A 25,472-nucleotide genomic window follows, 5' to 3' on the forward strand; every position below is an offset into this window, starting at 1 on the left:
GGTTCACGAGAGAGCGATGAAGACCCACCGCGTCGCCCTCCTCCCCGGCAACCGACTGCATCTTCAGGAAGGTCCCAGCGACCTCGTGATCGCAGCCTTTGGCGACCCCTCCCAGATCGAGCGCGCCTATGCCGCCGCAGAGGAGGCATTCGACGGTCTGCTCGGCCAACTCGCCGGAGAATTGCCGACATTGCGACAGCCGCTGGCGGCCCGGCCACCTGCTCTGGAGTGCGCCACGGCACAGCGCATGGCGCGCGCCTGCTGGCCCTTTCGCGAGCACTACATCACGCCCATGGCGGCGGTCGCGGGTGCGGTCGCAGACACGGTGCTGGCAAAGATGGCCGCAGCATCACCCGGGCTTGAACGCGCCTATGTCAACAATGGCGGCGACATCGCCGTGCTCGTCACCCTCGATCATTCGCTCGACATCGGCGTCGTACCCTCGCTCGCCCGCGCGCGACCGGAGGGCTTCATTCGCATTCATGCTGCGCACAATGCTGCGCAGCATTTTTGCGGCATCGCGACCAGCGGCTGGCGCGGCCGATCCTTCTCGCGCGGCATCGCGGACGCGGTGACAGTGCTGGCGCGCAGTGCCGCCGAGGCCGATGCGGCGGCCACGATCATCGCAAACGCGACCAACGTCAGAGACCCCGCGATCAAGCGTTGCGCTGCCCGCGAGCTCGATCCTGACAGCGATCTGGGTGAGCTGCCGGTGACGGTCGATGTCGGCCCTCTGTCGCGGGACGCAATCGCCGCGGCTCTTTCGGCCGGGGCGGACATGGCCGAGATCCTGGTGCGCGCAGGCTTGGTCGAGCAAGCGCTTCTGGCGCTGGCTGGCGAGTGGCGCAGCGTCGGCCCGACGCCACAAGCCCTCAGCGACGGTTCGCGCGGGCCCTGATCAGATCGAGGCGATCTCGACCTCGCGACCCAGGAGCTTGGCCAATTGCTTCAGGCGACCAACCACCCGATCGCTGGCCAGGGGACGCAGATCGTCGGGGAACCGAAGAATCAGACGGCCATCGACACAGGTCGCCGGCATGCGCGGCAACAGCCCGCTCATCCCGGCCGATAGCAGGTAGGCGACGCGGAAGATCGCCGCCATCAGGATCGCCCGGTCGAGGATCGGCGGCGCCAGCAAGGCCCGCAGCGCGGCCGCGGCAGGCGAAGAGGATTTGAGCCCGGCATAGCGGTGGAAAATCGCCAGCGCCAAGAAGGCCCGCCCGGCATGGTCGATACCGGTGAAATAGGCATGCGCGATCACGTTCATGCTTTGCTCGCCGCGATAATCGGGATGAGCGCGCCAGCCGATATCGGAGAGCAGGCAGACCGATTCGATCATGCGCGACGATGGCTCGTCCTCGGACAGGCCCGCCGATTCCAGGATGGTGCGACACCACGAGATCAGTTCGGCGGCGTGACGCGGATCGCGTGCCCGCAGATGGTTGTAGTCCCGAGCCGCGCGCAGCAGCGGGTCGGCAAGGCGCTCCTTGGCCGGGAGCTGCTCATGCAGCAGTCCCTCGCGCACACCCTGCGCGGAAATGATGACCGAGCGCGGCTTGCCGCGCTTGATCAACTCGTCGAGCACGAGCGCGCCATAGGCCAGCAGCGGACGCCGCGCCGAGGACACGGATTCGATCGCCTCGAGCCCCGCCAGATCGGCCCGCTCGACAAGCTTGACGAACTCCGCGACGTCCCGGGCCGGCAGCGTATAGCCATGCATGACGTTGAGCGGGTAGTTCGCCTGATGCTGGTGCAATGTCGCCAGCGCCCGCCAGGTGCCCCCGACCGCATAGAAATCGCGGCCCTTCATGGCGGCGATCTGGGGCAGCTTGTCGAGCTCGTCCTTGACGATCTTTTCAGCCAGCTTGAGCGAATTTTTCGAGCGGTCGAGCAGAGCGAGACCGCCCAGGGGCACGCTGGCCCCCTCCCCGACACCGTCCTTCGAAATGGCGATCAGTTCGAGGCTGCCGCCACCAAGATCGCCGACCACGCCGTCGGGATTGTCGAAGCCCGAAATGACGCCGAGACCCGACAGCACCGCCTCGCGATCTCCCGAGATCAGTTCGATGGGATGGCCGATCGCCTCCTCGGCACGCGCGATGAATTCCGGCCCGTTGCTGGCATAGCGCGCCGCCGCGGTCGCAATCACATGGACCTTGCCGACCTGCATCGCCTCGCAGAGGATGCGGAAGCGCACCAGCGCCGCGATGGCCCTCTCGATCGCGTCGCTGGCGAGCCGCCCGGTGGTGGCAACCTGCCGGCCGAGACCGGCCATCTCCTTTTCGTTGAAGACCTGGGCGGGCGCGCGCGCGACGCTTTCGTAAACGACGAGGCGGACCGAATTGGAGCCGATATCGACGATGGCCAGCGTGCCGGCGCCCAGGCCGAGGCGGCCGGGCGCGCTCAGTACGTCAGCCCTTGCGCCCCCCTCGCCGCGAAAGGGAGCGAGGACTTGAGTTCGAAAGTGATTTTCCACGTCCAGACAGACTCGGGTTCGTCATGAAGTACTTATGGGCGTTGAACGACTCGTCGCTCGGCGCCGGGACAATGCGTCGGGAGCCGCCATCGGGCAAGATCGTCCAGCTCTGTTCGTTGTCGAGAAAATTCGCCAGCATGATCTGCTCGAGCAACTGCTGATGCACCGTTGGGTTCAAGATCGGCGTCAGCGCCTCGACGCGGCGGTCGAGATTGCGTGGCATCAGGTCTGCCGAGGAGATGTAAAGCTTGGCCCTGGGCGACGGCATGCCATGCCCGGCGCCGAAGGCGTAGACCCGGGTATGCTCGAGGAAGCGGCCGACGATCGACTTGACCCGGATGTTGTCCGACAGCCCCGGAACCCCCGGCCGCAGGCAGCAGATGCCGCGCACGACGAAATCGATCTCGACGCCGGCCTGGCTGGCATCATAGAGCGCGTCGATGATGACGGGATCGACCAGCGAGTTGCACTTGCCCCAGATCGCGCCCTTGCGGCCGGCTTTCACATGCGCGATTTCCTCGGCGATGTCGTCGAGCAGGCGTTGCTTCAGCCCCGACGGCGAGACCGACATCCTCTCCAGCTCCGCCGGCTCGGCGTAGCCGGTGATGAAGTTGAAGACGCGCGCGACATCCTGCGACATCACCGGATCGGCGGTGAAGAACGACACGTCGGTGTAGATGCGCGCCGTGATCGGGTGGTAGTTGCCAGTCGCAATATGGCAATAGGTCACCAGTTGCCCGGCCTCGCGCCGGACCACGAGCGAAAGCTTGGCATGGGTCTTGAGCTCGATGAAGCCATAGACGACCTGGACGCCGGCCCGCTCCATCTCCTTGGCCCAGCGAATGTTCGCCTCTTCGTCGAAGCGCGCCTTGAGCTCCACCAGGGCGGTGACCGACTTGCCGGCCTCGGCGGCCTCCGTCAGCGCCTTGACGATCGGGGAGTTCGACGATGTGCGGTAGAGCGTCTGCTTGATCGCCACCACATTGGGGTCGCGTGCCGCCTGCTCCAGGAACTGCACGACGACGTCGAAGCTCTCATAGGGATGATGGACCAGCAGGTCCTTCTGTCGGATCGCGGCAAAGCAGTCGCCGCCATGCTCGCGTATCCGCTCCGGAAAGCGGGCATTATAGGGCTTGAACTTTAGGTCCGGCCGCTCGACGCTGACCAGCTGGGCGAGCTCGCTCAGGCCGATCATGCCCTCGATCGCGACGACCTCGTCCTCGTCGACCTTCAATTCGCGCACGATCATCTTGCGCAGATGGGCCGGCATGCCGTCGCTGATCTCCAGGCGGATGACGACGCCAAGCCGACGCAGCTTGATCATCGTCTCGAACAGGCGAACGAGGTCTTCCGCCTCCTCCTCGATGTCGAGATCGGTGTCGCGGATCACGCGGAAGGAGCCGGTGCCCTTCACGTCATAGCCCGGGAACAGCTTGCTGATGAACAGCGAGACAGCGTCCTCCAGCGTGATGAACCGGCGCAGACCCTCGCGCGCCAGATCCGGCAGCTCGATGAAGCGGTCCATCTTGATCGGCACGCGGATCAGCGCATTGAGCTGGCGGCCATCGCTGATGCGCTCCAAGGCCAGCGCCAGCGTGAAGCCGAGATTGGGGATGAAGGGGAACGGATGCGCGGGGTCGATCGCCAGCGGCGTCAGAACCGGAAAGACGTAGTTGAGGAAGTAATCCTCCAGCCAGGCGCGATCCGGCGGGCCGATATCGCCCGGCGCCAGCAGATGGATACCCTCGTCATGCAGGTTGCGCTTCAGCTCGACCCAGCGCGCCTGCTGGTCGTCGGTCAGCGCCGCGACCGCCTTGCCGAGTTCGCCGAGCTGTTCGGCCGGGGTGAGCCCGTCCTGGCTGCGCGTCACCACGCCGGATTTGTGCTGCTCGCGCAGGCCCGACACCCGGACCATGAAGAATTCGTCGAGATTGGCCGCCGAGATCGAGAGAAAGCGCAGCTGCTCCAGCAAGGGATGATTGCGGTTGGAGGCCTCCTCCATGACGCGCCGGTTGAACTGCAGCCAGGACAGCTCGCGATTCATGAAGCGCGACGGCGACGTCCGCAAGGCGAGAGCCTCTTCGGAGACGGGCTGATCGGGAACGGCCGCGACGCTCGGTTGGGTGTTCATGCGCTTGGTTCTCGTTGCGGTCGCTGGCCTGGCCACTGTGGTCTCCTTGCCCGTTTCGAATCACTCTAGCGTGACGGTCTGTTGGCGAACATGAAATTTCGACGCATCGCAGCATCATCGACGGGTCTGCGTCGAGTGGCCCCCTTGCATGGTTGGCCGCGCTCCTGTTTCGTGCCGTCGAACGGGATAGCCATCCCCGGCGGCCGAGACCAGATCCGCCCATCCATACAGAGGCCCACTTGAACACCACGCCCCACCATGACGATGGCGACATCGTCTATCCGTCCGCCATTCCCTTCGTCCTCGCTCATCTGGCCTGTCTTGGCGCGATCTGGAGCGGCGTGACCGCGACCTCGCTTTGGCTCGCCATCGGCCTATACGGCTTGCGGATGTTTGCCGTGACGGGCGGCTATCACCGCTATTTCTCGCATCGCACCTACAAGACGAGCCGGTTCTTTCAGTTCGTGCTGGCGCTGCTGGCGCAGTCGACGGCCCAGAAAAGCGTGTTCTGGTGGGCCTCCAAGCATCGGCACCATCACCGCCATGCCGACACCGAGCACGACGTCCATTCGCCGGTGCTGACCTCGTTTGCCTATTCCCATGTCGGCTGGATTTTCAGCCGCGACCACGAGACCTTCGACGATTCGACGATTTCCGACCTGACCAAATTCCCGGAACTGCGCTGGCTGCATCGCTATGAACTGACACCGGCCCTGGTGCTGGCCCTGCTCTGCTTCGCCATCGATGGCTGGGCCGGGCTCTTCGTCGGCTTCTTCTGGTCGACGGTGGCGGTCTACCACGCCACCTTCTGCATCAACTCGCTCGCCCATGTGCATGGCGACAAGGATTATGTGACCGGCGACGAGAGCCGCAACAACTGGTGGCTGGCAATCATCACCCTGGGCGAAGGCTGGCACAACAACCACCACGCCTATCAGTACAGCGTCCGCCAGGGATTCCACTGGTGGCAGATCGACCCGACCTATTACGTCATCCTCGGGCTTGAGAAACTGGGCCTCGTCTGGGACCTGAAGCAGCCCCCCCAGGCTGTGATCGAGCGCTCGCAGGCCCTGCCGCCGCGCGTCATCGAGCGCTCGGCCGAGCGGCTGGCGGCGACCGTGCCGCTCGACCCGGTCGTGAGCGCCTTCCGCGCGACCTATGCCCAGACGCCCTCGCTGCCCGACCTGCATTGGCCGAGCCTGACCCTGGCCGAGCTCAAGGCCGCGCTCATTGCCCTGCAGGACCGGGCCGGTGATCGCTTCGCCGGCATCCAGCATCAGGCACAGGAGGCCTGGGCGCAGTGGGATGCGACGAGCTGGCATCTGCCGGTACCGCCAAGCCGCGAGCAGCTGCGTGAGAAGGCCGCGGCGATGTTCGTCAAGACGCCCTCGCTCGACGCGATCACGGCACGGGCCCACGAACTTCTCGTCGAGGCGATGCATGCCCGCCTGGTTGCCCAGCCGGTCGAGCCGGGCCCGCAACGCGGTCGCTGAGTGCGGCCTAATCCGCCGCCAAGGTATCATCCCAAGGCGCGGCATCGTCCGCTTGAACGAGTGAGGCAAGGGCCTCGCTCGCCAGGGCCCGCGTGACGCGCCGCCCGCGTTCGAGCGAGAGCCGGTCGAGCGCATCGACGAGCGCGCGCGCGGCGGCAAACGAGCGTTCCATGCGCAGCGCCAGCATCTCGATGATGCCGGTATCGACGACGAGCTGCCGGTCGATGAAGAGCTTCACCAGCACCGCCCGCAGCAGCGCGTCGTCGGGCGGCTCGATCGTGGCATGCGGGGCGAGCCGCAGCCGCGACAAGAGGTCGGGAATGCGCAGGCCCCATTGATCCGGCGATGTTCGCGCCGTGAGCAGGAGATGGCCGCCGCGCGCCTTGATCGCATTCATCAGGTGGAACAGCGCCGCCTCGTCCGTCAGGCTTCGGTCGCAATCCTCGACCACGAGCGCGCCGCCCGAAACCAGATGCGGGACCTGGCTCGCGACGACCTCGGCGGCCGACACCGTCCAGGCATGGGCGGCCCGCGCCCAGATCGCCGCGAGATGGGTCTTGCCGGCGCCTTCTGGCCCGAGCAGGCGCAGCCACGCGTCGGGCCATGCCGGCCAGGCCTCGACGAGGTTGTAGGCCGCTTCGTTCGAAGGCCCGATCAGAAAGTCCTCAATCCCGTGCCGGCTGTCGACGGGCAGGTCAAAGGCCAGCTGGCGCGGCCGGCCCGGAATCTCAGGCATCGGTTTCGAGCCGCGCCTGGACCTCGGCGGCACGCGTCGCGTCGCCCCCGTGATAGATGTTGCTGGCGAGGTATTGGCGGAGCAGGAAGCGGCACAGCACGCCGATCACCGCCGCCAGCGGCACGGCCAGAAGCAGCCCGACGAAGCCAAACAGCGTGCCGAACGCCAGAAGCGCAAACATCAGCCAGACCGGGTGAACGCCGATCGAATCGCCGACGAACTTGGGCTGGAAGATGTTGCCCTCGAGAAATTGCCCGGCGGCGAAGAAGGCCAGCGTCGCCAGCGGCCAGGTCCAGTCCGGCCAGAACTGGACGATCGCCACGCCGACCGAAAGCACCAGCCCGGTCAGCGATCCAACATAGGGTATGAAGGACAGGAAGCCCGAGATGATGCCAATCAGCGCGCCGAAATTGACGCCGAGCATCGTCAGGCCGACCGCATAGAAGATACCCAGCAGCAGGCAGACCAGCGCCTGCCCGCGCAGAAAACCCGCGATCGAGACATCCATCTCGTGCAAGAGCCCGCGGATGGTCTCGCGATGGTCGAGCGGCAGCCAGCTGTCGACGGTGGCGCACATGCGGTCCCAGTCGATCAGCAGATAGAAGGCGATGACGGGCGTCAGCACGAGCAGCGAGAAGACGCCGATGATGGCGGTGCCGCCGGTCCAGAGCGACTGCAGCACGCTGCCAACCCACTTGGTCGCTTCGCCGACGATGTTGCCGAGCGAGCTCTGGGCCTCCTCGGTGAGTTTGGTCCCACCGAAGCGTTCGAGCCAGGGGCCGCCCTGCTCCAGCACCAGCGCCTGCAGCTTGGCTGCGTCCGCCGGCAGGCGGGCGACAAGCCCGGCGACCTGCTGGCCGAGCAGGGGCGCCAATAGCACCAGGGCCAGCACGAAGATGAGCAGGAACACCGACAGGATCGCGATGGTCGCCCAGAGTCGGCTCATCCCGGCGCGCTCCAGGCGATCGGCCAACGGATCGAGCAGGTAGGCCAGCGCCAGCGCCGCGATGAAGGGCAGCAGCACATCGCGCAGCACCACAAGCACCAGCACGAAGACGACGAGCGAGATCAGCCAGAAGCCGATTTGGCGTTGCAAGGTCATGCTCGGGCCTTTCGCTGATCCGGCGGCGGTCTTCAAATGGATCGGAACGACGAAGGTTCCAAGGGCTCTTTGAGACGTCGTCTCGGTTTTTCTCAGCGATGCGACCGGGGCGCCCGCTGAGCCTCACGCCGCCATGTGGCGCAGCCAGAGGGCCAGATAGGCCGTCATCGAACCGAGCGTCAACAGCGCCACGACAAGCTGTCCGACTTCGACCGTAAGCCCGGGATCGACACCGAAGGCGCGCACCCCCAGCAGCAAAGCAGCAAAGACGATCTGAGCGACGGTATTGAGCTTGCTGACGGCAAAGGGCGCCATCACCAACGGCTTGTCGATGAACCAGGCCAGCATCACGGCTGCCACAATCATCAAATCGCGCGAGACCACCAGAACGACCAGCCAGGCTGGAACCGCCCCGACGAACGCCAACGTGATGTAGATCGAGACGATCAGCGCCTTGTCGGCGATCGGGTCGAGATAGGCCCCGAGTTCGCTGGCCATGCCGAACCGCCGGGCAAGAATGCCATCGACCGCGTCCGACACCCCAGCCACGACGAAAACGACGAAGGCCGCCTGCCAGCGCCCTTCGAGGATCATCGCGACCACGAGCGGCACGAGGAACAGCCGGCCGATGGTGATCAGGTTGGGCAGCGTCATGCGGAGGGCTCGCTGGCGGCGGTGGACCAGGCTAGCCGATCGCTGCACGAAGCGGAAACGGATGTCCGGGCAGAGCCGGAACTGTCATTGCGAGGAGCGCAGCGACGAAGCAATCCAGGTGACGTCGAGCCCCGGCGCTCCTGGATGGCTTCGCTTCGCTCGCAATGACGGTTCTGGCCGACCGCAAGGCTCAGTCGATGTCCTCGACCTCGACTTCCGTGCCGTAGACCCGCTGGGCCAGCGAGGCCTCCATGAAGGGGTCGAGCGCGCCGTCCAGCACTTCTGACGGCGCCGTCGAGCTGACGCCGGTGCGCAGATCCTTCACGAGCTGATAGGGCTGCAGCACATAGGAGCGGATCTGATGGCCCCAGCCGATATCGGTCTTGGAGGCCTGCTCGGCATTGGCCTTGTCCTCGCGCTTCTTCAGCTCGACCTCGTAGAGCCGCGCACGCAGCATGTCCCAGGCCTTGGCCTTGTTCTTGTGCTGCGAACGCTCCTGCTGGCACGACACCGCGATCCCCGACGGGATATGCGTGATGCGCACGGCGGAATCGGTGGTATTGATGTGCTGCCCGCCCGCGCCCTGCGCGCGATAGGTGTCGATCCGGCAATCCGATTCGTTGATCTCGATGACGATACGGTCGTCGACGACCGGATAGACCCAGACCGAGGCGAAGGAGGTCTGCCGCCTGGCGTTCGAATCGAAGGGCGAGATGCGCACCAGCCGGTGCACGCCGCTCTCGGTCTTCAGCCAGCCATAGGCGTTGTGGCCCTTGAACTGCAGCGTCGCGGACTTGATGCCGGCCGTATCGCCGTCCTGGTATTCCAGCGTCTCGACCTTGAACTTCCGCCGCTCGCCCCAGCGCCGGTACATGCGCAGCAGCATCTCGGCCCAGTCCTGGCTTTCGGTGCCGCCGGCGCCGGGATGGATCTCGACATAGGTGTCGAGCATGTCGGCCTCGCCCGACAGCAGGGTCTCGACCTGCCGGCGCGCGGCCTCGACCTCGACGGCCTTGATCCCGGCCTCGCCCTCGGCGATCGAGGCGGCATCCTCCTCCATCTCGCCGAGTTCGATGTAGGTCAGCGCGTCGTCGAGATCACCCTCGAGCTTCGCGATGCCGTTGATCTGGTCCTCGAGCGAGGTGCGCTCGCGCATCAGCTTCTGCGCGGCGTCGGCGTCGTTCCAGAAATCGGGGCCCTCGGAAAGGGCGTTCAGTTCCGCCAGGCGGCGTTGCGCGACATCCCAGTCAAAGATGCCTCCTCAGCAGTCCAATCGACTGCTTGGCGTTGTCGAGCTGGGTCTGGATTTCTGGACGCATGCGGATCAGGGCCTTGGATGAAGCACGAGCGGTTGGGATAGGGCCGAAAGACGTCGCTGTAAACGGCCCAAACGCGTCATGGTCGGCCCTGAGCCGACCATTTCCTGCAGACGATTCTCGGGCCTGCGCTTCGCTTCACCCGAGATTGACGCTGGATATCAGTACAGGCCGCCCGTGCCGGAGCCGACGCCGCGACCGCCGCCCGGCGAGACACTGAACGGAGCGCCGCCATCACCGGCGGTGCCGATGACCGAATAGCTGTCGGGCGGGGCCGTGCCGGGCTTGAAGGCTTCCAGGATGCCACCCTCGCCGCCCGAGCGCATGCCCGACTTGGGATCGACGCGGATCAGCTTGATGCCGGCCGGCACGCGAAACGGCGTCGCGGGCTTGTCCTTGAGCGCCGCCATCATGAAGTCGCGGAAAATCGGCGCCGCATACTGGCCGGCGGTGGCCGAGGTACCAAGCGACTTCGGCTTGTCGAAGCCCATATAAACGCCGACCGCGAGATCGGGCGAGAAGCCGACGAACCAGACGTCCTTGGCATCGTTGGTCGTGCCGGTCTTGCCGGCGAGCGGCTTGCCGACCGATTTGACCACGGTCGCGGTGCCGGCATTGACCACGCCTTCCATGATCGAGACCATCTGATAGGCCGTCAGCGGGTCGAGAACCTGGTCGCGGTTGTCGATCAGACGCGGCTCGCGCTGGTCGGCCCAGGCCGTCGCGTCGCAGCCTTCGCAAACGCGCTGGTCGTGCCGGAAGATGGTCGCGCCCCAGCGATCCTGGATGCGGTCGATCAGCGTCGGCCGGATCTTCCGCCCACCATTGACCAGCATCGCATAGGCCGCCGTCATCCGCATGACGGTGGTTTCGCCCGCGCCCAGCGACATCGACAGCACCGGCAGCATGTCGTCATAGACGCCGAAGCGGCGTGCATACTCCGCAATCAGCGGCATGCCGACATCCTTGGCCAGCCGCACCGTCATCAGGTTCTTCGAGAACTGGATGCCGTAGCGCAGCGTCCGCGGGCCGGTGAACTTGCCGTCGTAATTGCTCGGCTGCCAGAGCCCAAGCCCGCCGCCCTGGTCGATCTCGATGGGCGCATCGAGCACGATCGAGGACGGCGTGTAGCCGTTGTCGAGCGCGGTGGCGTAGACGAACGGCTTGAAGGACGAACCCGGCTGACGCAGCGCCTGCGTCGCGCGGTTGAACTCGGACTGGTCGTGGCTGAAGCCGCCGACCATCGCGAGCACACGGCCCGAAAACGGATCCATGACGGTGATCGCGCCGTTGACCTCCGGCAGCTGCCGCAGACGGACCTGGCCAGGGCGGTTGTCCATCGGTTCGACATAGACCACGTCGCCGACGGAAACGGCCTGCGCCACGCGGGCGCGCCGCGTCCATTTGATGCCCTCGGCACCGAGGGTCACCGTCTCGCGATCGCCTCTCAGCACGCCGGAATTCTCGCGCAGGGGATGGAGGCCGAGGCGTGCACTATCGCCGGCGACATCGAGCACGACGGCCAGGCGCCAGGGCGCCACATCGCCCAGCACCGGCAGTTCGCCGATCGCCAGACCCCAGTCGCGGGCCTGTAGCTCGAGCTTCTGGATCGCGCCGCGCCAGCCACGGGCCTCGTCAAACCGAACCAGGCCATCGACCAGCGCCTTGCGCGCCATCAGCTGCATCTTGGGATCGACTGTCGCCCGCACCGAAAGCCCGCCCTCGAGCAGCTTCTTTTCGCCATAGCGGTCCTGCAGCTCGCGCCTGATTTCCTCGGCGAAATAGCCGGCGGCGATGTTGTTGGGCGAGACGGTCCGCGCATTGACGCCCAGCGGCTGGTTCTTGGCGGCCTCGCCGACGGGGCGCGCGACAAACCCGTTCTCGACCATGCGGTCGATCACATAGTTGCGGCGCTCGATGGCGCGCTCGCGGTTGCGCAGCGGATGCAGATCGGTCGGCGCCTTGGGCAGCGCGGCCAGATAGGCTGCCTCCTGCAGATTGAGCTCATGCACCGACTTGCCGAAATAGTTCAGCGCGGCGGCGGCGATGCCATAGCTGCCCTGCCCCGGCGCCGGAGCGCCGAGATAGATCTCGTTCAGATAGAGTTCGAGGATCTTGTCCTTGGAATAGGTCGACTCGATTCGCAGCGCGACCAGCGCCTCGCGGATCTTGCGTTCGTAATTCTGCTCGGATCCGACGAGGAAGTTCTTGGCCACCTGCTGGGTGATGGTCGAGGCGCCCTGCGGACGCCTGCCAGCCGAGCGATTGCGAAAATTGGTGATGGCGGCGCGCACGAGGCCCTCGGGATCGACGCCAACATGCTTGTAGAAATTCTTGTCTTCGGCCGAGAGATAAGCCTCGATGATCAGCTTCGGCACGGCCTGAATCGGCAGATAGAGCCGACGTTCACGCGCGAATTCGGCGATCAGCGAGCCGTCGCCGGCATGGACGCGCGTCATCACCGGCGGCTCGTAATTCCGCAGCTGCGCCGAATCAGGCAGGTCCTTGGAGTAGTGCCAAAGGAATCCGCCCGCGACGACAGCCCCGATCACGAAAACGATCGTGCCGGCAGCAAACATCCAACCGAACAGTCGCAGGATAAAGCGCATCTTTGGCCCTGGCTCTTGCCGCTACCGCTCCGGCACCCCCGAAGCAGCGGTTTGCAAAACATCTCTATAGCACCACGCACGTGGCGGAACCGTGGCCTGCGCACCACATCTCGCAGCCGCCGAACGCCGCCGCCGCTGCGGCCTCAGCGGCGGTTTTCGGCCGCCTTGCCGGCGGGCGCGCGAGCGCTGACGAAATAGCCCTCGACGGCTGCCGCCACGGCCTCCACCGCCTGGGCCCGCCATTGCGCCGAATTCAGCAGTTCGGCGTCCTTGGGGCTCGACATATAGCCCAGTTCGATCAGCACAGACGGCACGTCTGGCGCGCTCAGGACGCGGAAGCCGGCCGAGCGCAGCGGCACCTTGTGCATCTTCACCGAACCGCCGAGCTTTTCGACGAGATTGCGCGCGAAAACCGCAGAGAACGTTCGGGTCTCGCGTTTGGCGAGATCCATCAGGATGCCCGCGACATCCTGCGTGTCCTCGCTGGTATCGAGCCCCGCGACACTGTCGGCCTGGTTTTCCTTGGCGGCAAGCCGTGCCGCTTCCGCGTCGGTGGCGCGCTCGGAGGCCGTGTAGACCGTTGCGCCGCGCACGTCCTGCGCCTGCGCCAGCGAATCGGCATGGATCGAGATGAACAGATCGGCCCCGGCCGCCCGCGCGATGGCGACACGCTCCGCCAGGGGCACGAAGCGGTCGTCCTCGCGGGTCATCAGCACGCGGTGGCGCCCGCCGGCTTCCAGTTGCTCTTTCAGCTTCGTCCCGAAAGCAAGAACCACGGACTTTTCGGCGATGGAGGCCACGACTGCGCCGGGGTCGATCCCGCCATGACCCGGGTCGATGACGATGGTCTGGCGCCGATCGCCGCTGGCAGCCTGCGCGGCAGCGACCGGGCCAGGCGACGGGTTCGGCCCGGAGATCGCTGAATCCCCTTCTGTCCCGCGTGAAGATGTTTTGGCGACAGCGGCTTGGAACTCGGCACGAGTGGCCTTGCGCAGTTCGATGACGAGTTCGCCGAAGCCGCCGCGCAGCGGCCGCGATTCGGCCCGCACCACGATTGCCGGCTGTGTCAGATCGATGATGATTCGCGCCTTGTCGGCGGTGAACAGGCCGAAACGGAAGGCGCCGACGACGCCACCGCTGCGGCGCGCGGCGGCCGGCTGGACCTGGAAATTGATCGACGGCAGATCGATGACGACGCGGTCGGGCCCGGCGAGGACCGATGCGGCGACCTCGACCGGCCGCGACAGCGCCATCGTCAGCCGTACGGTATCGCCGGCCTGCTCCAGCTTCGCATCGGTCGCGACCGGAAATTCATTGTGCGAGCGCCCATTCGCACTAGCCGACGCGATGCCGACAACACCCAGCATGGCGCACAGCGCAACCCAGGCCACGAACCGCGTCCGCAGCCTCAGCAAGCCTGTATCGAGAAATCTGGGGGGAGGCGTCAGGTCATTCATCCCGAACTGTCGTCACCAAGGCTTAACCATAGCGACGCGACATCCTAACAGCCGGTTACCATGGCTTGGCACGGGGGTGAAGCGGCGGCGGTGAGCCGTGAAGCGGCGGCGAAACGTGATCGGAGGCAACCGGTATCGACGGCCAAGCCAGGATGATCTGAAAATCCGATGTGACTTGCAAATCGCGGTCACCTGTCTGTAATGGGGATGGTTGCTTTGCAAGGCCGCCCATGGTGCGCATCCGGATCCGAGGATCCGTCGGCGTCCGGGGTTCGGCTGCAAAAGGCCAACCACAACGGATCGTCCGCAGGCGGCCGGCGCCAGGTGCCCGTATTTCGGAGCTTCAGGCCGACGTCTCGCGAGCGTGCAATCGCGGTGGGCTTCGTCTCTCACGAGACAGGCGTGCTGCAGGTCAGGGCAGATGTCGGGGCATACGACGCCGCAGCGTTTATCGGTGAATCGTCAATACCTGCGGGACCGTGCCGGGCTTTGCGCCCGGTCGGGTTTCCCGAGCCGCCTTCCTGTCTCGATCGATCACTTCTCCGTCCCAGACGCCGGCTCGCGCCGGCTTATGCTCCTGCAACTTGCCGGCACGCGCCGGCTCATGCGCGGCGCCCCTGCCCGCGGCAGCGGACTGTTGTCCGCAGCCCGGCGGGTGTTGCTGGCCGTCGCGCCGATGGAACAGACCTATGGCCAACAAGATGCTCATCGACGCCACCCACCCGGAGGAGACCCGGGTCGTGGTGGTCCGCGGATCGCGGATCGAGGAATTTGATTTCGAGGCTGCCAGCCGCAAACCGCTGCGCGGCAATATCTACCTCGCCAAGGTGACGCGCGTGGAGCCCTCGCTCCAGGCCGCCTTCATCGAATATGGCGGAAATCGCCACGGCTTCCTCGCCTTCTCCGAAATCCATCCCGACTACTACCAGATCCCCGTCGCCGACCGGCAGGCCCTGCTGGCCGATGAGGCGCGCGCCGACCGCGAGGACGAGCGCGACGAGGAAAAGCGCGAGAAGCGCGGCCGCCGCGACCGCGGCCGCCGGGGCGACCGTGACGGCCGCGCCAAGAAGGCCGCAGGCGACGACACCGTCAGCGCCGAGGTGACCGACGGCGTCGAGACCGACGGCAAGGAAGCAGCGATGGTCAATGAAGGCGCTCCCGCCTTCGGCGAGCAGTTCGCGCCCGCGATTACCGATTCGACGGGCGAGGATGCGATCGAGAATGCCGCGCCGCTGACCTTCGAAACGCACAGTGCCGAGACCGTGACACAGGAGGCCGGCGACTCCGGGTCCGAGGCCGCCGGTTCCGATGATGTCGCTTCCGAGGATGTCTCTTCCCAAGAGAGCGAAGCCCAAGAGAGCGAAGCCGAGGACGCGCAGGCCCGCAGGCCGGCTGACGACGATGAGGATGGCGCCACCGATGATGGCGACCATGAAGAGCCCGAGCAGCTCGGTGGCGGCGATGCCCTCGACGAGATGTCGGAGCGCCCGCAGCGCAGCTCGCGCCGCCAATACAAGATCCAGGAGGTGATCAAGCGCCGCCAGATCATCCTGGTCCAGGTCGTCAAGGAGGAGCGCGGCAACAAGGGCGCGGCCCTCACCACCTATCTCTCGCTCGCCGGCCGCTATTCGGTGTTGATGCCCAACACCGGCAAGGGCGGCGGCATCTCGCGCAAGATCACCAACACCGACGACCGCAAGCGCCTGAAGGAGATCGCCCAGGAGCTCGAGGTTCCCGAGGGGATGGGGCTGATCCTGCGCACGGCGGGCGCCTCGCGCACCAAGGTCGAGATCAAGCGCGACTACGAATATCTGATGCGGATGTGGGAGAGCGTGCGCGAGCTGACGCTGGCCTCGATCTCGCCGGCGCTGGTCTATGAGGAGGGCAACCTCGTCAAGCGCTCGATCCGCGATCTCTACAACAAGGATATCGACGAGGTTCACGTCGCGGGCGACGAGGCCTATCGCGAGGCCAAGGACTTCATGCGCATGCTCATGCCGAGCCATGCCAAGAGCGTGAAGGCCTATCGCGAGCAGACGCCGCTCTTTGCCTCCTTCGGCATCGAGAGCCAGCTCGACGCGATGTTCTCCAGCACGGTGACGCTGAAGTCGGGCGGCTACATCGTCATCAACCAGACCGAGGCGCTGGTCGCCATCGACATCAACTCCGGGCGCTCGACCCGCGAGCACAATATCGAGGACACCGCCCTCAAGACCAATCTCGAAGCGGCGGAGGAAATCTCCCGCCAGCTGCGCCTGCGCGACTTGGCCGGCCTCATCGTGATCGATTTCATCGACATGGAGGAGAACCGCAACAACCGCGCCGTCGAGAAGAAGCTGAAGGATTGCCTCAAGGACGACCGCGCCCGCATCCAGGTCGGCCGGATCTCGGCCTTCGGCCTGCTCGAGATGTCGCGCCAGCGCATCCGCACCGGCGTTCTCGAAAGCTCCTCGGTGCCCTGCCCGCATTGCGCCGGCGCCGGCATGATGCGTTCGGTCTCCTCGGTCTCGCTGCAGATTCTGCGCGCGCTGGAAGAGACGCTGATTAAGAGCGCCTCGCACAACCTGACCGTCCGGACCCGCCCGGAGGTCGCGCTTTACGTGCTCAACCAGAAGCGCGCCCATCTCGCCGAACTCGAGGCGCGCTTCGCCATCGCGATCAGCATCACGGTGGACGCCACCCTGCTCGGCACGCGCTATTTCGAGGTCGAGCGCGGCGAGTTCGTCGGCAATGAGGGCCGCATCATCCCCTCCGCGATCAAGGCCGAGGCCGTCATCTCCGATGTCGACCACGATGCGCTCGACGCGGCGGCCGAGGCCGAGGCGCTCGATGCCGAGAACGGGCCGATCGAGGCCGAGGCTGTGGCGACCGAGGCCGGTCCGCGCGAGGACAAGGCCGAAGGCGAAGCCCGCGGCGAAGGTGGCCGCAAGCGTCGTCGTCGTCGTCGGCGGCGGCGTGGCGGCGAGCGTGACGCCAATGGCGTACGTCTCGACGGCGGCAGCGACGACGCCGATGGTGAAGGCGACGAGGACGGCGACGAAGAGGGCGACGAGCAGTCGGGCGACCTCGCGAGCGATGGCGGCGTGGCTGAAGGCGGCACGACTGACGGCGGCATGACCGGTGGCAACGCGACCGATGGCGGCATGAACGCTGCCGAGCCTGCGCCGGTCGATGAGACGCCGGTGGCCGGAACGCAGGACGCAGCGCCCGACGTCGCGGTCGCGGACAAGCCCAAGCGGGCCCGCCGCAGCCGCAAGCCCAAGGGCGACGATGCCCAGCCGCTGGACGTGGCCGCCGAGACCGTCACCGCCGAGGTTCCCGGGGCCGAGCTCGAAACCGCGCCCGTCGCAGCCGAGAAGCCCAAACGCAGCCGCGCACGCAAGAAGGTGGTCCCGATCACCGAAGGCGGCGAGGTCGCCGAAACCGCCGCTGCTGTGGCCGAGCCCGAGGCTCCCGCTCCGGCGCCGGTCGAGGCCGCTGCGCCGGTAACCCATGCCGAGCCTGCTGCGGAACCCGAGCCGGTTGCCGTTCAGGAGCCGGTCGCGGTCGTGCTGACCCCGCCCGATCCGGACCGCCCCAAGCGCGGCGGCTGGTGGAACAAGCTGGCCGGCCGAGGTTGACGACAATAAAGGCCGCTGCGGGACACCGCAGCGGCTTTTTTCACGGTGTGCAGCGCCGCAAAGCTTATTTCGTATTCAATTTCGTACCAAACATGGTATCATGTCGACGGGAGTTGTTTGGTGGAGACGCGACATGAAGCCGGCACTGCAGCGAGTTGAAGCGGAATATGCCGTTAGCGTCTCGACGCTGAAAAAAAGTCCCTCGGCAGTGATCGATGACGCGAAGGGGATGCCTGTCGCGGTTCTGAACCACAACCGCGTCATGGCTTACATGGTCCCGGCCGACACCTATGAGGCGATGCTGGAGCGGCTCGACGACTTGGCGCTGATCGAGATCGTCAAGTCTCGCGCCGACGAGATCGGCGTGTCGGTCACGCTTGATGAGCTATAGGCTCGCCTTCCTGCCCTCAGCGCAAAAGGAATGGCGCAAGCTCGGCGACACGGTGCGCGATCAATTCAAGAAAAAGCTGGCCGAGCGCTTGCTTCATCCGCGCATCGCCGCCGACGCCCTTCACGGAATGCCCCAGCACTACAAAGTCAAGCTGCGGCAGGCCGGGTATCGATTGGTCTATCGGGTCGACGACGACGTCCTGACGGTCCTCGTCGTCGCTGTGGGCCGGCGCGATCACTCCGACGTTTACGAGGCCGCCAAGAGGCGCTGAGATCAGGTTCAGCCCGCCGCCGGCGCAAGCGGACTTGGCGGCGGCAGCGCCGTGATCGCAGCCGCCGCGCCCGAGGAGGCGCTGCCCCCCTCTCCGCCACGCACCGTCACCGCATTTGAGGCGAAGGGCACATGCGCCTCGTTCAAACCGCGATAGACCCGCTTCAGCGCCTCGCGCTGCAGGGTCGAGGCGTGGGCGGGCTTGGCGGTGAATTTCAGCCGGATGACGACGGCGCTGTCTGTGATGTCGGCGACGCCCTGCATCTTGAGCTGGGCGATGAAATGCGGCCCGAATTCAGGGTCTTCCAGCAGCGCCAGCCCGATCTTCTTGATGGTCTTCCGGGCCTGTTCGATATCGGCCGAATGGTCGAGCCGGACGTTGAACTTGATCGTCGCCCAGTCGCGGCTGGCATTCGTCAGCTGCTGAATCTGGCCAAAGGGTATGGTGTGGATCTGCCCGCTCTGATGGCGCAGCTGGATCGAGCGCAACGAGATCTTCTCAACCGTGCCTTTCAGCCGCCCGGTATCGACATATTCGCCGACGCGGAAGGCGTCCTCCAGCATGAAGAACACGCCCGAGACGATGTCACGCACCAGCGCCTGGGAGCCGAAGGAAATCGCGAGACCGAGAATGCCGAAGCCGGCGAGCAGCGGGCCGATATCGACCCCCATGCGCGACAACACGACGAGGATGGTCAGGCCCAGCACGGCGCCCAGCACGACGCCGCGCAGCACCGGCAGCACGGTGGCGAGCCGCGAGGGCACGCTCTCCTCAATCGCGGCATCCTCGTCCACAGGGCCGCTGCCTTTGTGCTTGGGCGTGCAGGCATCGAAGAAGGCGCGCAGGAAGACCAGCGCCACCCAGCCGGCGAAGGCGAAGACCGCCACGCCTGCGGCCTGGCGCGAAAAGGCGGTGAACTGCCCCGTGCTCATGCCGATCAGCAGACCGGCCCAGAGTCGCGCGAGCACGAAGAAGCCGGCGGCCCATAAAGCGCCCACCGCGCCGGCCCGCAGCGCCGCGCTCGTGGCATGGGTGAGCGGCGTTGCGCCGGCCTGACCCTCGCGCCGCGCCGCGCGGCAGTCGAGCCAGGCGCCGATGCCGACCGCCAGGATGGGAATGATGACGATCGCCGTCTGGGTCAGGGCCGCGGCCTCCGCCCAGCGCCCGCCATTGGCCATCATCGCCGCAGCGTTGGCGACGACCCAGAGCAGCACCGCGCTGGCGATGTAGAACCAGGACGCGGCCAGCGCGATCAGGCGCCGCCAGGCGCTGGGCTGCGCCGAGCCGGCGAGGATCAGCGCGGCGAGATCGCGGCGCATGTCGTGAAACCACCAGAGCTTGAACACCAAGGCTAGCGCGCTCGACAGCGCGAGCAGGCCGGCAACCGGCAGCGGGCCCGAGGACACCCGGCCCGCCAGGAGCAGGCTGACGATGATGATCGGGGTCATGACGGCATAGACCACGAGCAGCTTGAAATGCCGTTCGGCACGCGGCAGCGGCATGATGCGCCGCTCGGGGGCACCCGGCGCCAGCAGGAAACGCCCGACCGCGACATAGATGGCGCCGATCGCGGCGCCATTGACGGCGGTGGTCAGCGTCGCCAAGGCGAGGTCTGGTTCCGACAGCCAGGCGTTGCGGCTGAAGCGCGCCACGGCGAGCGCCAGCAGGATGGTGGCGAGATCCTGCAGCAATCCGAAGGCGGCCGCGATCAGCCGCGGCGTGAATTCCGGCCCGCCCGGGCGCAGCCTGAGGGCGAACCAGCGGGCGCTGGCCAGGCGGAAGGCCCATGCCGCCGCCAGCGCCAGCAGCACGATCAGGCCGATCCGCGCGCCGGCCGACAGCCCGGTCACGCCGTTGCGGTTGGCCTGCCAGACCCGCTCCCACTGCGTCGGCAGATCGGCGATGTGCGGAATGGCGGCCCCGCCATATTCGACGCCGGCGACGAAATGGTCGACGAAAGCATCCGCCTGGGTGGCGACCGTCGCCTCGGTGCCGGCATGTGAGGGGGGCATCCCCGTCGGCGCGAGGGTGGCGCCAGGGGCAGCAGCGGGAGCCGCCCCGGGGACGCCTGGCTCGGTCGTGGAGGGCGAGCCGATCCGGATCTCGACCGGCCGGCCACCGGCTGCGAGCGCATCCACCATCCGGCGGATCGTCTCGGCGGTTTCGTCGCCTTTCAGAGACAGCACCACGGGTGGCAGTGCCGGAGCCGGCGCCGGGGCCTGCGCCACGGCCTGGGGCGCACCCGCGACGAGAAGATGCAGCGCGGCGCCGGCCGCAATCGACCACGATCGAATCCGTCGAGCCCTCATTCCGTCTCCCCCAGCGTCAGCGCAGACTGGTGCCGCCCTGCCGGTTTTGGCAAGCCGCCTTGCTCAGCGTCGCTTCAGCCAGCCATCGAGGCGCGATACCGCCTCCTCGCATTCGGCCAGCGAGCCGGCGAAGGAGAGCCGCACCGTGCGCGCACCCCGCCCCTCGTCGAAATCCAGGCCCGGCGTGATCGCGACGCCGGCCCCATTGAGAACATCGCGGCAGAAGGCCATGGAATCGTTGGAATAGCGCCCGATGTCGCAATAGATGTAGAAGGCCCCGTCGACGGGCAGGAAGTCGCCGAGCCCGATCCGCGGCAGCGCGTTCAGGAGATAGGCGCGGTTTTGCGCATAGCCGGCCTTGATCGCCTCGCATTCGGCGGTGGCCTCGAACGCCGCCTCGCCCGCGACCTGGCTCAGAAAAGGCACCGAGATCGAGAGGTTCTGCTGCAGCCGCTCGATCGTCCGCACCAGCCGCTGCGGCACGACGAGCCAGCCGACGCGCCAGCCGGTCATGCAGTAATATTTCGAGAAGGAGTTGACGATGATCGCATCGGGATCGGCTAAGAGCGCCGTCGTCGCCGGCTGGTCATAGGTCAGCCCATGATAGATCTCGTCTGAAATGTACCAGAGCCCGAGCCGCCGGCATTCCGCCGCCACCGCCGCGATCGCGTCCGGCGCCATCACCACGCCGGTCGGATTGGCCGGGCTCATCGTCAGCACGCCCGCCAGCGGCTTATCGGCATGCGCCCGCGCGATCAGCTCGGGCGTCAGGGCAAAGCGGGTCTCGGGCCCGACCGCGATCGCCACCGGCTCGAGCCCGAGCGCGATCAGGATGTTGCGATAGGCCGGATAGCCCGGCGCCGTGATCGCGACGCGGGCTCCCGGCTGGAAACAGGCAAGAAAAGCCAGGATGAACCCACCCGATGAGCCGGTGGTGACGACGACGCGTTCGGCCGCCACATCGACGCCATAGGCCTCGCCATAATGTCGCGCGATGCGCTCCCGCAGTGAATCCGTGCCCAGCGCCTGCGTGTACCCGATGCGGCCATGCTCGAGCGCGCGGGCCGCCGCCGCCCGGATCGAGGCCGGTGTCGGCGCCGATGGCTGGCCGACCTCCATATGCACGACGGAGCCGCCGGCGCGCTCAATCGCGGCCGCCTGGTTCATCACATCCATGACGATGAAGGGCTGGACGCGGGTGGCGCGCTGCGCCGCCTGCAAGGTCGGATGATTCTCTGGCATCGTGTCGTCCACGGCGGTTCCTCCGCCGCAGGGCGTAACCGACCCGCCAGCGCCCCGCAACAAGTGGCAAAGCTGTGAATTGACGGCCATGCCGCGACGGAAGAGAAGCTGAACCAGCCAGCGCGGTGCCAGCGAGCCCTGCCGTCGAGGCCAAAACCGAGAAGGAAGACGACATGGCCCTCCCCACCCTGCCCCGGCGGTTGACCCGCCTCCTGACGGCCTTGACGCTCGGAGCCGGCCTGGCCACGGCCGCGATGCCCGCACTCGCCCAGACACAGACCCCAACCGCCGGCCTCACCGCCGAGCAGCGCAAGGCGGTCCTCGGGCTGATCCGCGAGACGCTGCTGCAAAACCCCGAGCTGATCCAGGAGGCGCTGGTCGAGCTGGAGCGCCGCAACACGGTCGCCCAGGCCGAGGCGCAGCGCAGCGCGGTCACGGCCGAAATGTCGCGACTGATCGATCCGGCGACCTCGGCGATCGTCGGCAACCCGCAGGGCGACGTCACCATCGTCGAATTCATGGATTACAATTGCGGCTTCTGCAAAAGGGCTGTCGAGGACGTCCGCGTTCTGGCCAAGGAAGACCCCAAGCTCAAGATCGTGATCAAGGACTTCCCGATCCTGGGGCCCGATTCGGTCGAGGCCAGCCGCGTCGCGGTCGCGGCGATGACGCAGCTCACGGGGGCCAGGTACTTCGAGTTCCACAACAAGCTGATGGCGACCAAGGGCCGGATCAATGGCGCCAAGGCGCTCGAGGTCGCCAAGGAAGCCGGCGCCGATGTGGAACGTCTGAAGAAGGACATGGACTCGGCCCAGACCCGCGCCGTGATCGAGAGCACGGTCGCACTCGGCGATCGGCTGGGGCTGACCGGCACGCCCGCCTTCATCCTCGGCGACGAGGTGGTCTTCGGCGCGGTCGGCACGGCGGTGCTGAAGCAGAAGATCGAATCGGTCCGCAAATGCGGCAAGGCGACCTGCAACGGCTGAGGCTCTTGCGTCATTCTCGGGCGAATCGATGTGCAAGACCCGGGAATCTCCAGCAGAAAACCCCCGGATTGTGCCCGAGCATGACGGCCAAGCTCGCTCAGACTTCCCCTGCGGGTCGTCAACGTCTATGAGGGCGGCGTCTGCCGCCTTCAGGCGGCGCCGGAAAAGCCCCGCGCCATGGTTGCCGTCCACGTCCTCAACGGTCCCAATCTCAATCTTCTCGGCACCCGCGAACCCGCCACCTATGGCGCGGTGACGCTGGCGGGAGTCGAGGCGCGGTTGAAGGAGAAGGCCGCCGCTGCCGGGGTCGAACTCGCCTTCAAGCAGACCAATTATGAAGGCGAACTCGTCAGCTTCATCCAGGAGGCCGGGCTTTCGGGAGCGGGCGTCATCATCAATGCCGGCGCCTACACCCACACCTCGGTCGCGCTGCGCGATGCGATCAAGGGGACGGATGCGCTGGCCATCGAGGTGCATGTCTCCAATGTCCATGCGCGCGAGGACTTCCGGCACCACTCCTACATGGCCCCGGTCTGCGTGGGCGTGATCTGCGGCTTCGGCGTCGCGAGCTACGACCTTGCTTTCGACGCGATCGTGCCGCTTCTGCAGAAGCGCGCAGCGAAGCCTTCGGCCTGACCGGCTTTTTTTCGATCCCTGCGGGCGCTCGGCGCCCTTTCAAGACCACGAAGACGGTGAACCCGCCATGGCGACCAAAAGCCCCATCGACCCCGAACTGGTGCGCGAACTCGCGCAACTCCTGAACGAGACCGATCTCACCGAGATCGAGGTCGAAAAAGGCGATCTGCGCGTGCGCGTGGCCCGCACCATCACCGCCACCGTGCAGGTCCCGGCAGCGCCGGCCTATGCCGCAGCGCCCGCAGCTGTCGCTGCCGCGCCATCCGACGGCAAGCCGGCGGCCGCCCATCCCGGCGCGGTGCCCTCGCCGATGGTCGGAACCGCCTATCGCCGGCCCTCGCCCGATTCCAAGCCCTTCGTCGAGATCGGCTCGGTGGTGAAGGCGGGCGAGCGCGTCCTGCTGGTCGAGGCGATGAAGACCTTCAACGACATCGTCGCCCCACGCGCCGGCACCGTCATCGCGATCATGGTCGAGGATGGGCAGCCGGTCGAATATGGCGAGCCGCTCCTGGTGATCGAGTGACGCTCAAGGCCAACGGCGAGCCCAAGATGTTCGACAAGATCCTGATTGCCAATCGTGGAGAGATCGCGCTGCGCGTGTTGCGCGCAGCCAAGGAACTCGGCATCGCGACGGTCGCGGTGCATTCCACCGCCGACGCCAACGCCATGCATGTGCGCCTGGCCGACGAGAGCGTCTGCATCGGCCCGCCGAGCGCACGCGAGAGCTATCTCAACATCCCCGCCCTGATCGCCGCCTGCGAGATCACCGGCGCGGACGCGGTTCATCCCGGCTATGGGTTTCTCTCAGAGAACGCCCGCTTCGCCGAGATCCTCGACCGCCACAACATCACTTTCATCGGCCCCAAGGCCGAGCATATCCGCTCGATGGGCGACAAGATCGAGGCCAAGCGCACCGCCAAGGCGCTCGGCATCCCCTGCGTGCCCGGCTCCGAGGGCGGCGTCACCGATGATGGCGAGGCGCTGAAGATCGCCGCCGAGATCGGCTTCCCCGTGATCATCAAGGCGGCGTCCGGCGGTGGCGGCAAGGGCATGAAAGTCGTGCGCAGCGAGGACGAGATGTCCGTCGCGCTCTCGACCGCCCGCACCGAAGCCAAGGCCAATTTCGGCGACGATGCGGTCTATATCGAGAAATACCTCGAGAAGCCGCGCCATATCGAGATTCAGATCCTGGGCGACGGCCGGGGCCACGCCATCCATCTCGGCGAGCGCGACTGCTCTCTGCAGCGCCGCCACCAGAAGGTCTGGGAGGAAGGCCCCTCACCCGCGCTGAACGCCGGCGAACGCGACCGGATCGGCAAGATCTGCGCCGAGGCGATGTCCAAGCTCCAGTATCGCGGTGCGGGCACGATCGAGTTCCTCTACGAGGATGGCGAGTTCTATTTCATCGAGATGAACACCCGCATCCAGGTTGAGCATCCGGTGACGGAGATGATCACCGGCATCGACCTGGTCAATGAGCAGATCCGGATCGCGGCCGGCATGCCGCTCTCGATCCAGCAGAAGGACGTCGTCATCGAGGGCCACGCCATCGAATGCCGCGTCAATGCCGAGCATCATGCGACCTTCCGGCCCTCGCCGGGCAAGATCGTCTCCTTCCATACCCCCGGCGGTCTTGGCGTGCGCGTCGATTCGGCCGCCTATCAGGGCTACACGATCCCGCCGCATTACGATTCGCTCGTCGGCAAGCTGATCGTGCATGGCCGCAACCGGGCCGAATGCCTGATGCGGCTGCGCCGCTCGCTCGACGAGTTCGTCGTCGATGGCGTCGACACGACCCTGCCTCTGTTCCGCACGCTGGTGCGCAACCCCGACATCCTGAACGGCGACTACAACATCCACTGGCTGGAGAAATTCCTGGCCGCCGGCGGGATGGATGAGCCAAGCGAGGCTTAAGCCTGCGTCCTGTCTCAGCCCTCATCTTGAAGAGAGCCGCAGTTGCATCTCGAAGGACACTCGAGATGGCTCATGGATTGGCTGGAGCATCCTTCGAGACGCCGCTTCGCGGCTTCTCACTATGAGGGC

Annotated in this window: 19 protein-coding genes; 9 read left to right on the plus strand and 10 right to left on the minus strand. The window is 66.4% G+C overall.

Features of this window, described 5'->3' with window-relative positions:
- Positions 1 to 16 precede the first annotated feature (16 nt).
- Positions 17 to 898, plus strand: a complete 882-nt coding sequence (locus tag IP69_RS04480) for a UPF0280 family protein (protein ID WP_054141622.1) — start codon at positions 17 to 19, stop codon at positions 896 to 898.
- On the opposite strand, the gene ppx is transcribed toward IP69_RS04480, so the two are convergent.
- Both ppx and IP69_RS04490 read right to left on the minus strand, forming a co-directional pair.
- Entirely contained in the window at positions 899 to 2,476 is a 1,578-nt protein-coding gene (gene ppx, locus IP69_RS04485; protein WP_248306706.1) for an exopolyphosphatase, read from the minus strand. It lies immediately after the preceding gene.
- On the minus strand, positions 2,412 to 4,607 hold the full coding sequence (locus IP69_RS04490) for an RNA degradosome polyphosphate kinase (protein ID WP_054141623.1): 2,196 nt from the start codon (positions 4,605 to 4,607) through the stop codon (positions 2,412 to 2,414). The genes ppx and IP69_RS04490 overlap by 65 nt, the downstream gene beginning before the upstream one ends.
- Before the next feature lie 239 nt (positions 4,608 to 4,846).
- On the opposite strand from IP69_RS04490, the gene IP69_RS04495 reads away from it, so the two are divergent.
- On the plus strand, positions 4,847 to 6,100 hold the full coding sequence (locus IP69_RS04495) for an acyl-CoA desaturase (protein WP_054141624.1): 1,254 nt from the start codon (positions 4,847 to 4,849) through the stop codon (positions 6,098 to 6,100).
- A 7-nt stretch (positions 6,101 to 6,107) separates the two neighbouring features.
- Here the strand turns inward: IP69_RS04495 and IP69_RS04500 are convergent, their stop codons facing one another.
- The 6 genes from IP69_RS04500 to IP69_RS04525 all read right to left on the minus strand — a co-directional run bounded on the left by IP69_RS04500 (position 6,108) and on the right by IP69_RS04525 (position 13,908).
- Positions 6,108 to 6,836 carry a hypothetical protein gene (locus tag IP69_RS04500; protein ID WP_054141652.1) on the minus strand — a complete coding sequence of 243 codons (729 nt, stop codon included), beginning with the start codon at positions 6,834 to 6,836 and terminating at the stop codon, positions 6,108 to 6,110.
- Complete coding sequence (locus IP69_RS04505; RefSeq protein WP_054141625.1) at positions 6,829 to 7,938, minus strand: AI-2E family transporter; 1,110 nt, start codon at positions 7,936 to 7,938, stop codon at positions 6,829 to 6,831. The genes IP69_RS04500 and IP69_RS04505 overlap by 8 nt, the downstream gene beginning before the upstream one ends.
- A gap of 123 nt (positions 7,939 to 8,061) precedes the next feature.
- On the minus strand, positions 8,062 to 8,592 hold the full coding sequence (locus IP69_RS04510) for a CDP-alcohol phosphatidyltransferase family protein (protein ID WP_054141626.1): 531 nt from the start codon (positions 8,590 to 8,592) through the stop codon (positions 8,062 to 8,064).
- A gap of 190 nt (positions 8,593 to 8,782) precedes the next feature.
- Positions 8,783 to 9,911, minus strand: a protein-coding gene (gene prfB, locus IP69_RS04515; protein ID WP_156323283.1) for a peptide chain release factor 2 whose coding sequence is annotated in 2 segments (ribosomal slippage) — positions 8,783 to 9,841 and positions 9,843 to 9,911 — 1,128 coding nt in all. Because the reading frame shifts where the segments join, the coding sequence is not laid out codon by codon here.
- A gap of 158 nt (positions 9,912 to 10,069) precedes the next feature.
- Positions 10,070 to 12,517 carry a penicillin-binding protein 1A gene (locus IP69_RS04520; RefSeq protein WP_054141628.1) on the minus strand — a complete coding sequence of 816 codons (2,448 nt, stop codon included), beginning with the start codon at positions 12,515 to 12,517 and terminating at the stop codon, positions 10,070 to 10,072.
- 143 nt (positions 12,518 to 12,660) lie between these two features.
- Positions 12,661 to 13,908, minus strand: coding sequence for an N-acetylmuramoyl-L-alanine amidase (locus IP69_RS04525; protein WP_197279671.1), 1,248 nt, complete (start codon positions 13,906 to 13,908; stop codon positions 12,661 to 12,663).
- Between the two features lie 755 nt (positions 13,909 to 14,663).
- Here IP69_RS04525 and IP69_RS04530 point away from each other — a divergent pair.
- The 3 genes from IP69_RS04530 to IP69_RS04540 all read left to right on the plus strand — a co-directional run bounded on the left by IP69_RS04530 (position 14,664) and on the right by IP69_RS04540 (position 18,256).
- Positions 14,664 to 17,594, plus strand: a complete 2,931-nt coding sequence (locus tag IP69_RS04530; RefSeq protein ID WP_054141630.1) for a ribonuclease E/G — start codon at positions 14,664 to 14,666, stop codon at positions 17,592 to 17,594.
- Between the two features lie 133 nt (positions 17,595 to 17,727).
- A complete protein-coding gene (locus IP69_RS04535; protein ID WP_197279673.1) occupies positions 17,728 to 17,985 on the plus strand; it encodes a type II toxin-antitoxin system Phd/YefM family antitoxin in 258 nt (85 codons plus the stop codon).
- On the plus strand, positions 17,975 to 18,256 hold the full coding sequence (locus tag IP69_RS04540) for a type II toxin-antitoxin system RelE/ParE family toxin (RefSeq protein ID WP_054141631.1): 282 nt from the start codon (positions 17,975 to 17,977) through the stop codon (positions 18,254 to 18,256). Before IP69_RS04535 ends, IP69_RS04540 begins: the two co-directional genes overlap by 11 nt.
- A gap of 8 nt (positions 18,257 to 18,264) precedes the next feature.
- On the opposite strand, the gene IP69_RS04545 is transcribed toward IP69_RS04540, so the two are convergent.
- Positions 18,265 to 20,565, minus strand: coding sequence for a mechanosensitive ion channel family protein (locus IP69_RS04545; RefSeq protein WP_082358965.1), 2,301 nt, complete (start codon positions 20,563 to 20,565; stop codon positions 18,265 to 18,267).
- A gap of 63 nt (positions 20,566 to 20,628) precedes the next feature.
- Positions 20,629 to 21,807, minus strand: coding sequence for an aminotransferase class I/II-fold pyridoxal phosphate-dependent enzyme (locus IP69_RS04550; RefSeq protein ID WP_054141654.1), 1,179 nt, complete (start codon positions 21,805 to 21,807; stop codon positions 20,629 to 20,631).
- 173 nt (positions 21,808 to 21,980) lie between these two features.
- Here IP69_RS04550 and IP69_RS04555 point away from each other — a divergent pair, with 173 nt between their 5' ends.
- From IP69_RS04555 to accC, 4 genes are all read left to right on the plus strand, one after another.
- Positions 21,981 to 22,793 carry a DsbA family protein gene (locus tag IP69_RS04555; protein ID WP_054141655.1) on the plus strand — a complete coding sequence of 271 codons (813 nt, stop codon included), beginning with the start codon at positions 21,981 to 21,983 and terminating at the stop codon, positions 22,791 to 22,793.
- A 177-nt stretch (positions 22,794 to 22,970) separates the two neighbouring features.
- Complete coding sequence (gene aroQ / locus IP69_RS04560; RefSeq protein WP_054141633.1) at positions 22,971 to 23,429, plus strand: type II 3-dehydroquinate dehydratase; 459 nt, start codon at positions 22,971 to 22,973, stop codon at positions 23,427 to 23,429.
- 67 nt (positions 23,430 to 23,496) lie between these two features.
- A complete protein-coding gene (accB, locus tag IP69_RS04565) occupies positions 23,497 to 23,952 on the plus strand; it encodes an acetyl-CoA carboxylase biotin carboxyl carrier protein (RefSeq protein WP_054141634.1) in 456 nt (151 codons plus the stop codon).
- A 26-nt stretch (positions 23,953 to 23,978) separates the two neighbouring features.
- Positions 23,979 to 25,343 carry an acetyl-CoA carboxylase biotin carboxylase subunit gene (accC, locus tag IP69_RS04570; protein WP_054141656.1) on the plus strand — a complete coding sequence of 455 codons (1,365 nt, stop codon included), beginning with the start codon at positions 23,979 to 23,981 and terminating at the stop codon, positions 25,341 to 25,343.
- The last annotated feature ends 129 nt before the right edge of the window (positions 25,344 to 25,472 follow it).

The organism is Allobosea sp. AAP35 (assembly GCF_001295925.1).
Lineage (GTDB): Bacteria > Pseudomonadota > Alphaproteobacteria > Rhizobiales > Beijerinckiaceae > Allobosea.

What these genes read in the sequence shown, in the direction of transcription:
- IP69_RS04545 (WP_082358965.1), bottom strand. Translation starts at nt 20,565, where the DNA reads ATGAGGGCTCGACGGATTCGATCGTGGTCGATTGCGGCCGGCGCCGCG.
- IP69_RS04550 (WP_054141654.1), bottom strand. Translation starts at nt 21,807, where the DNA reads ATGCCAGAGAATCATCCGACCTTGCAGGCGGCGCAGCGCGCCACCCGC.
- IP69_RS04490 (WP_054141623.1), bottom strand. Translation starts at nt 4,607, where the DNA reads ATGAACACCCAACCGAGCGTCGCGGCCGTTCCCGATCAGCCCGTCTCC.
- accC (WP_054141656.1), top strand. Translation starts at nt 23,979, where the DNA reads ATGTTCGACAAGATCCTGATTGCCAATCGTGGAGAGATCGCGCTGCGC.
- IP69_RS04555 (WP_054141655.1), top strand. Translation starts at nt 21,981, where the DNA reads ATGGCCCTCCCCACCCTGCCCCGGCGGTTGACCCGCCTCCTGACGGCC.
- IP69_RS04500 (WP_054141652.1), bottom strand. Translation starts at nt 6,836, where the DNA reads ATGCCTGAGATTCCGGGCCGGCCGCGCCAGCTGGCCTTTGACCTGCCC.
- IP69_RS04535 (WP_197279673.1), top strand. Translation starts at nt 17,728, where the DNA reads ATGAAGCCGGCACTGCAGCGAGTTGAAGCGGAATATGCCGTTAGCGTC.
- aroQ (WP_054141633.1), top strand. Translation starts at nt 22,971, where the DNA reads ATGGTTGCCGTCCACGTCCTCAACGGTCCCAATCTCAATCTTCTCGGC.
- IP69_RS04530 (WP_054141630.1), top strand. Translation starts at nt 14,664, where the DNA reads ATGGCCAACAAGATGCTCATCGACGCCACCCACCCGGAGGAGACCCGG.
- IP69_RS04505 (WP_054141625.1), bottom strand. Translation starts at nt 7,938, where the DNA reads ATGACCTTGCAACGCCAAATCGGCTTCTGGCTGATCTCGCTCGTCGTC.
- accB (WP_054141634.1), top strand. Translation starts at nt 23,497, where the DNA reads ATGGCGACCAAAAGCCCCATCGACCCCGAACTGGTGCGCGAACTCGCG.
- IP69_RS04520 (WP_054141628.1), bottom strand. Translation starts at nt 12,517, where the DNA reads ATGCGCTTTATCCTGCGACTGTTCGGTTGGATGTTTGCTGCCGGCACG.
- IP69_RS04480 (WP_054141622.1), top strand. Translation starts at nt 17, where the DNA reads ATGAAGACCCACCGCGTCGCCCTCCTCCCCGGCAACCGACTGCATCTT.
- IP69_RS04510 (WP_054141626.1), bottom strand. Translation starts at nt 8,592, where the DNA reads ATGACGCTGCCCAACCTGATCACCATCGGCCGGCTGTTCCTCGTGCCG.
- IP69_RS04540 (WP_054141631.1), top strand. Translation starts at nt 17,975, where the DNA reads ATGAGCTATAGGCTCGCCTTCCTGCCCTCAGCGCAAAAGGAATGGCGC.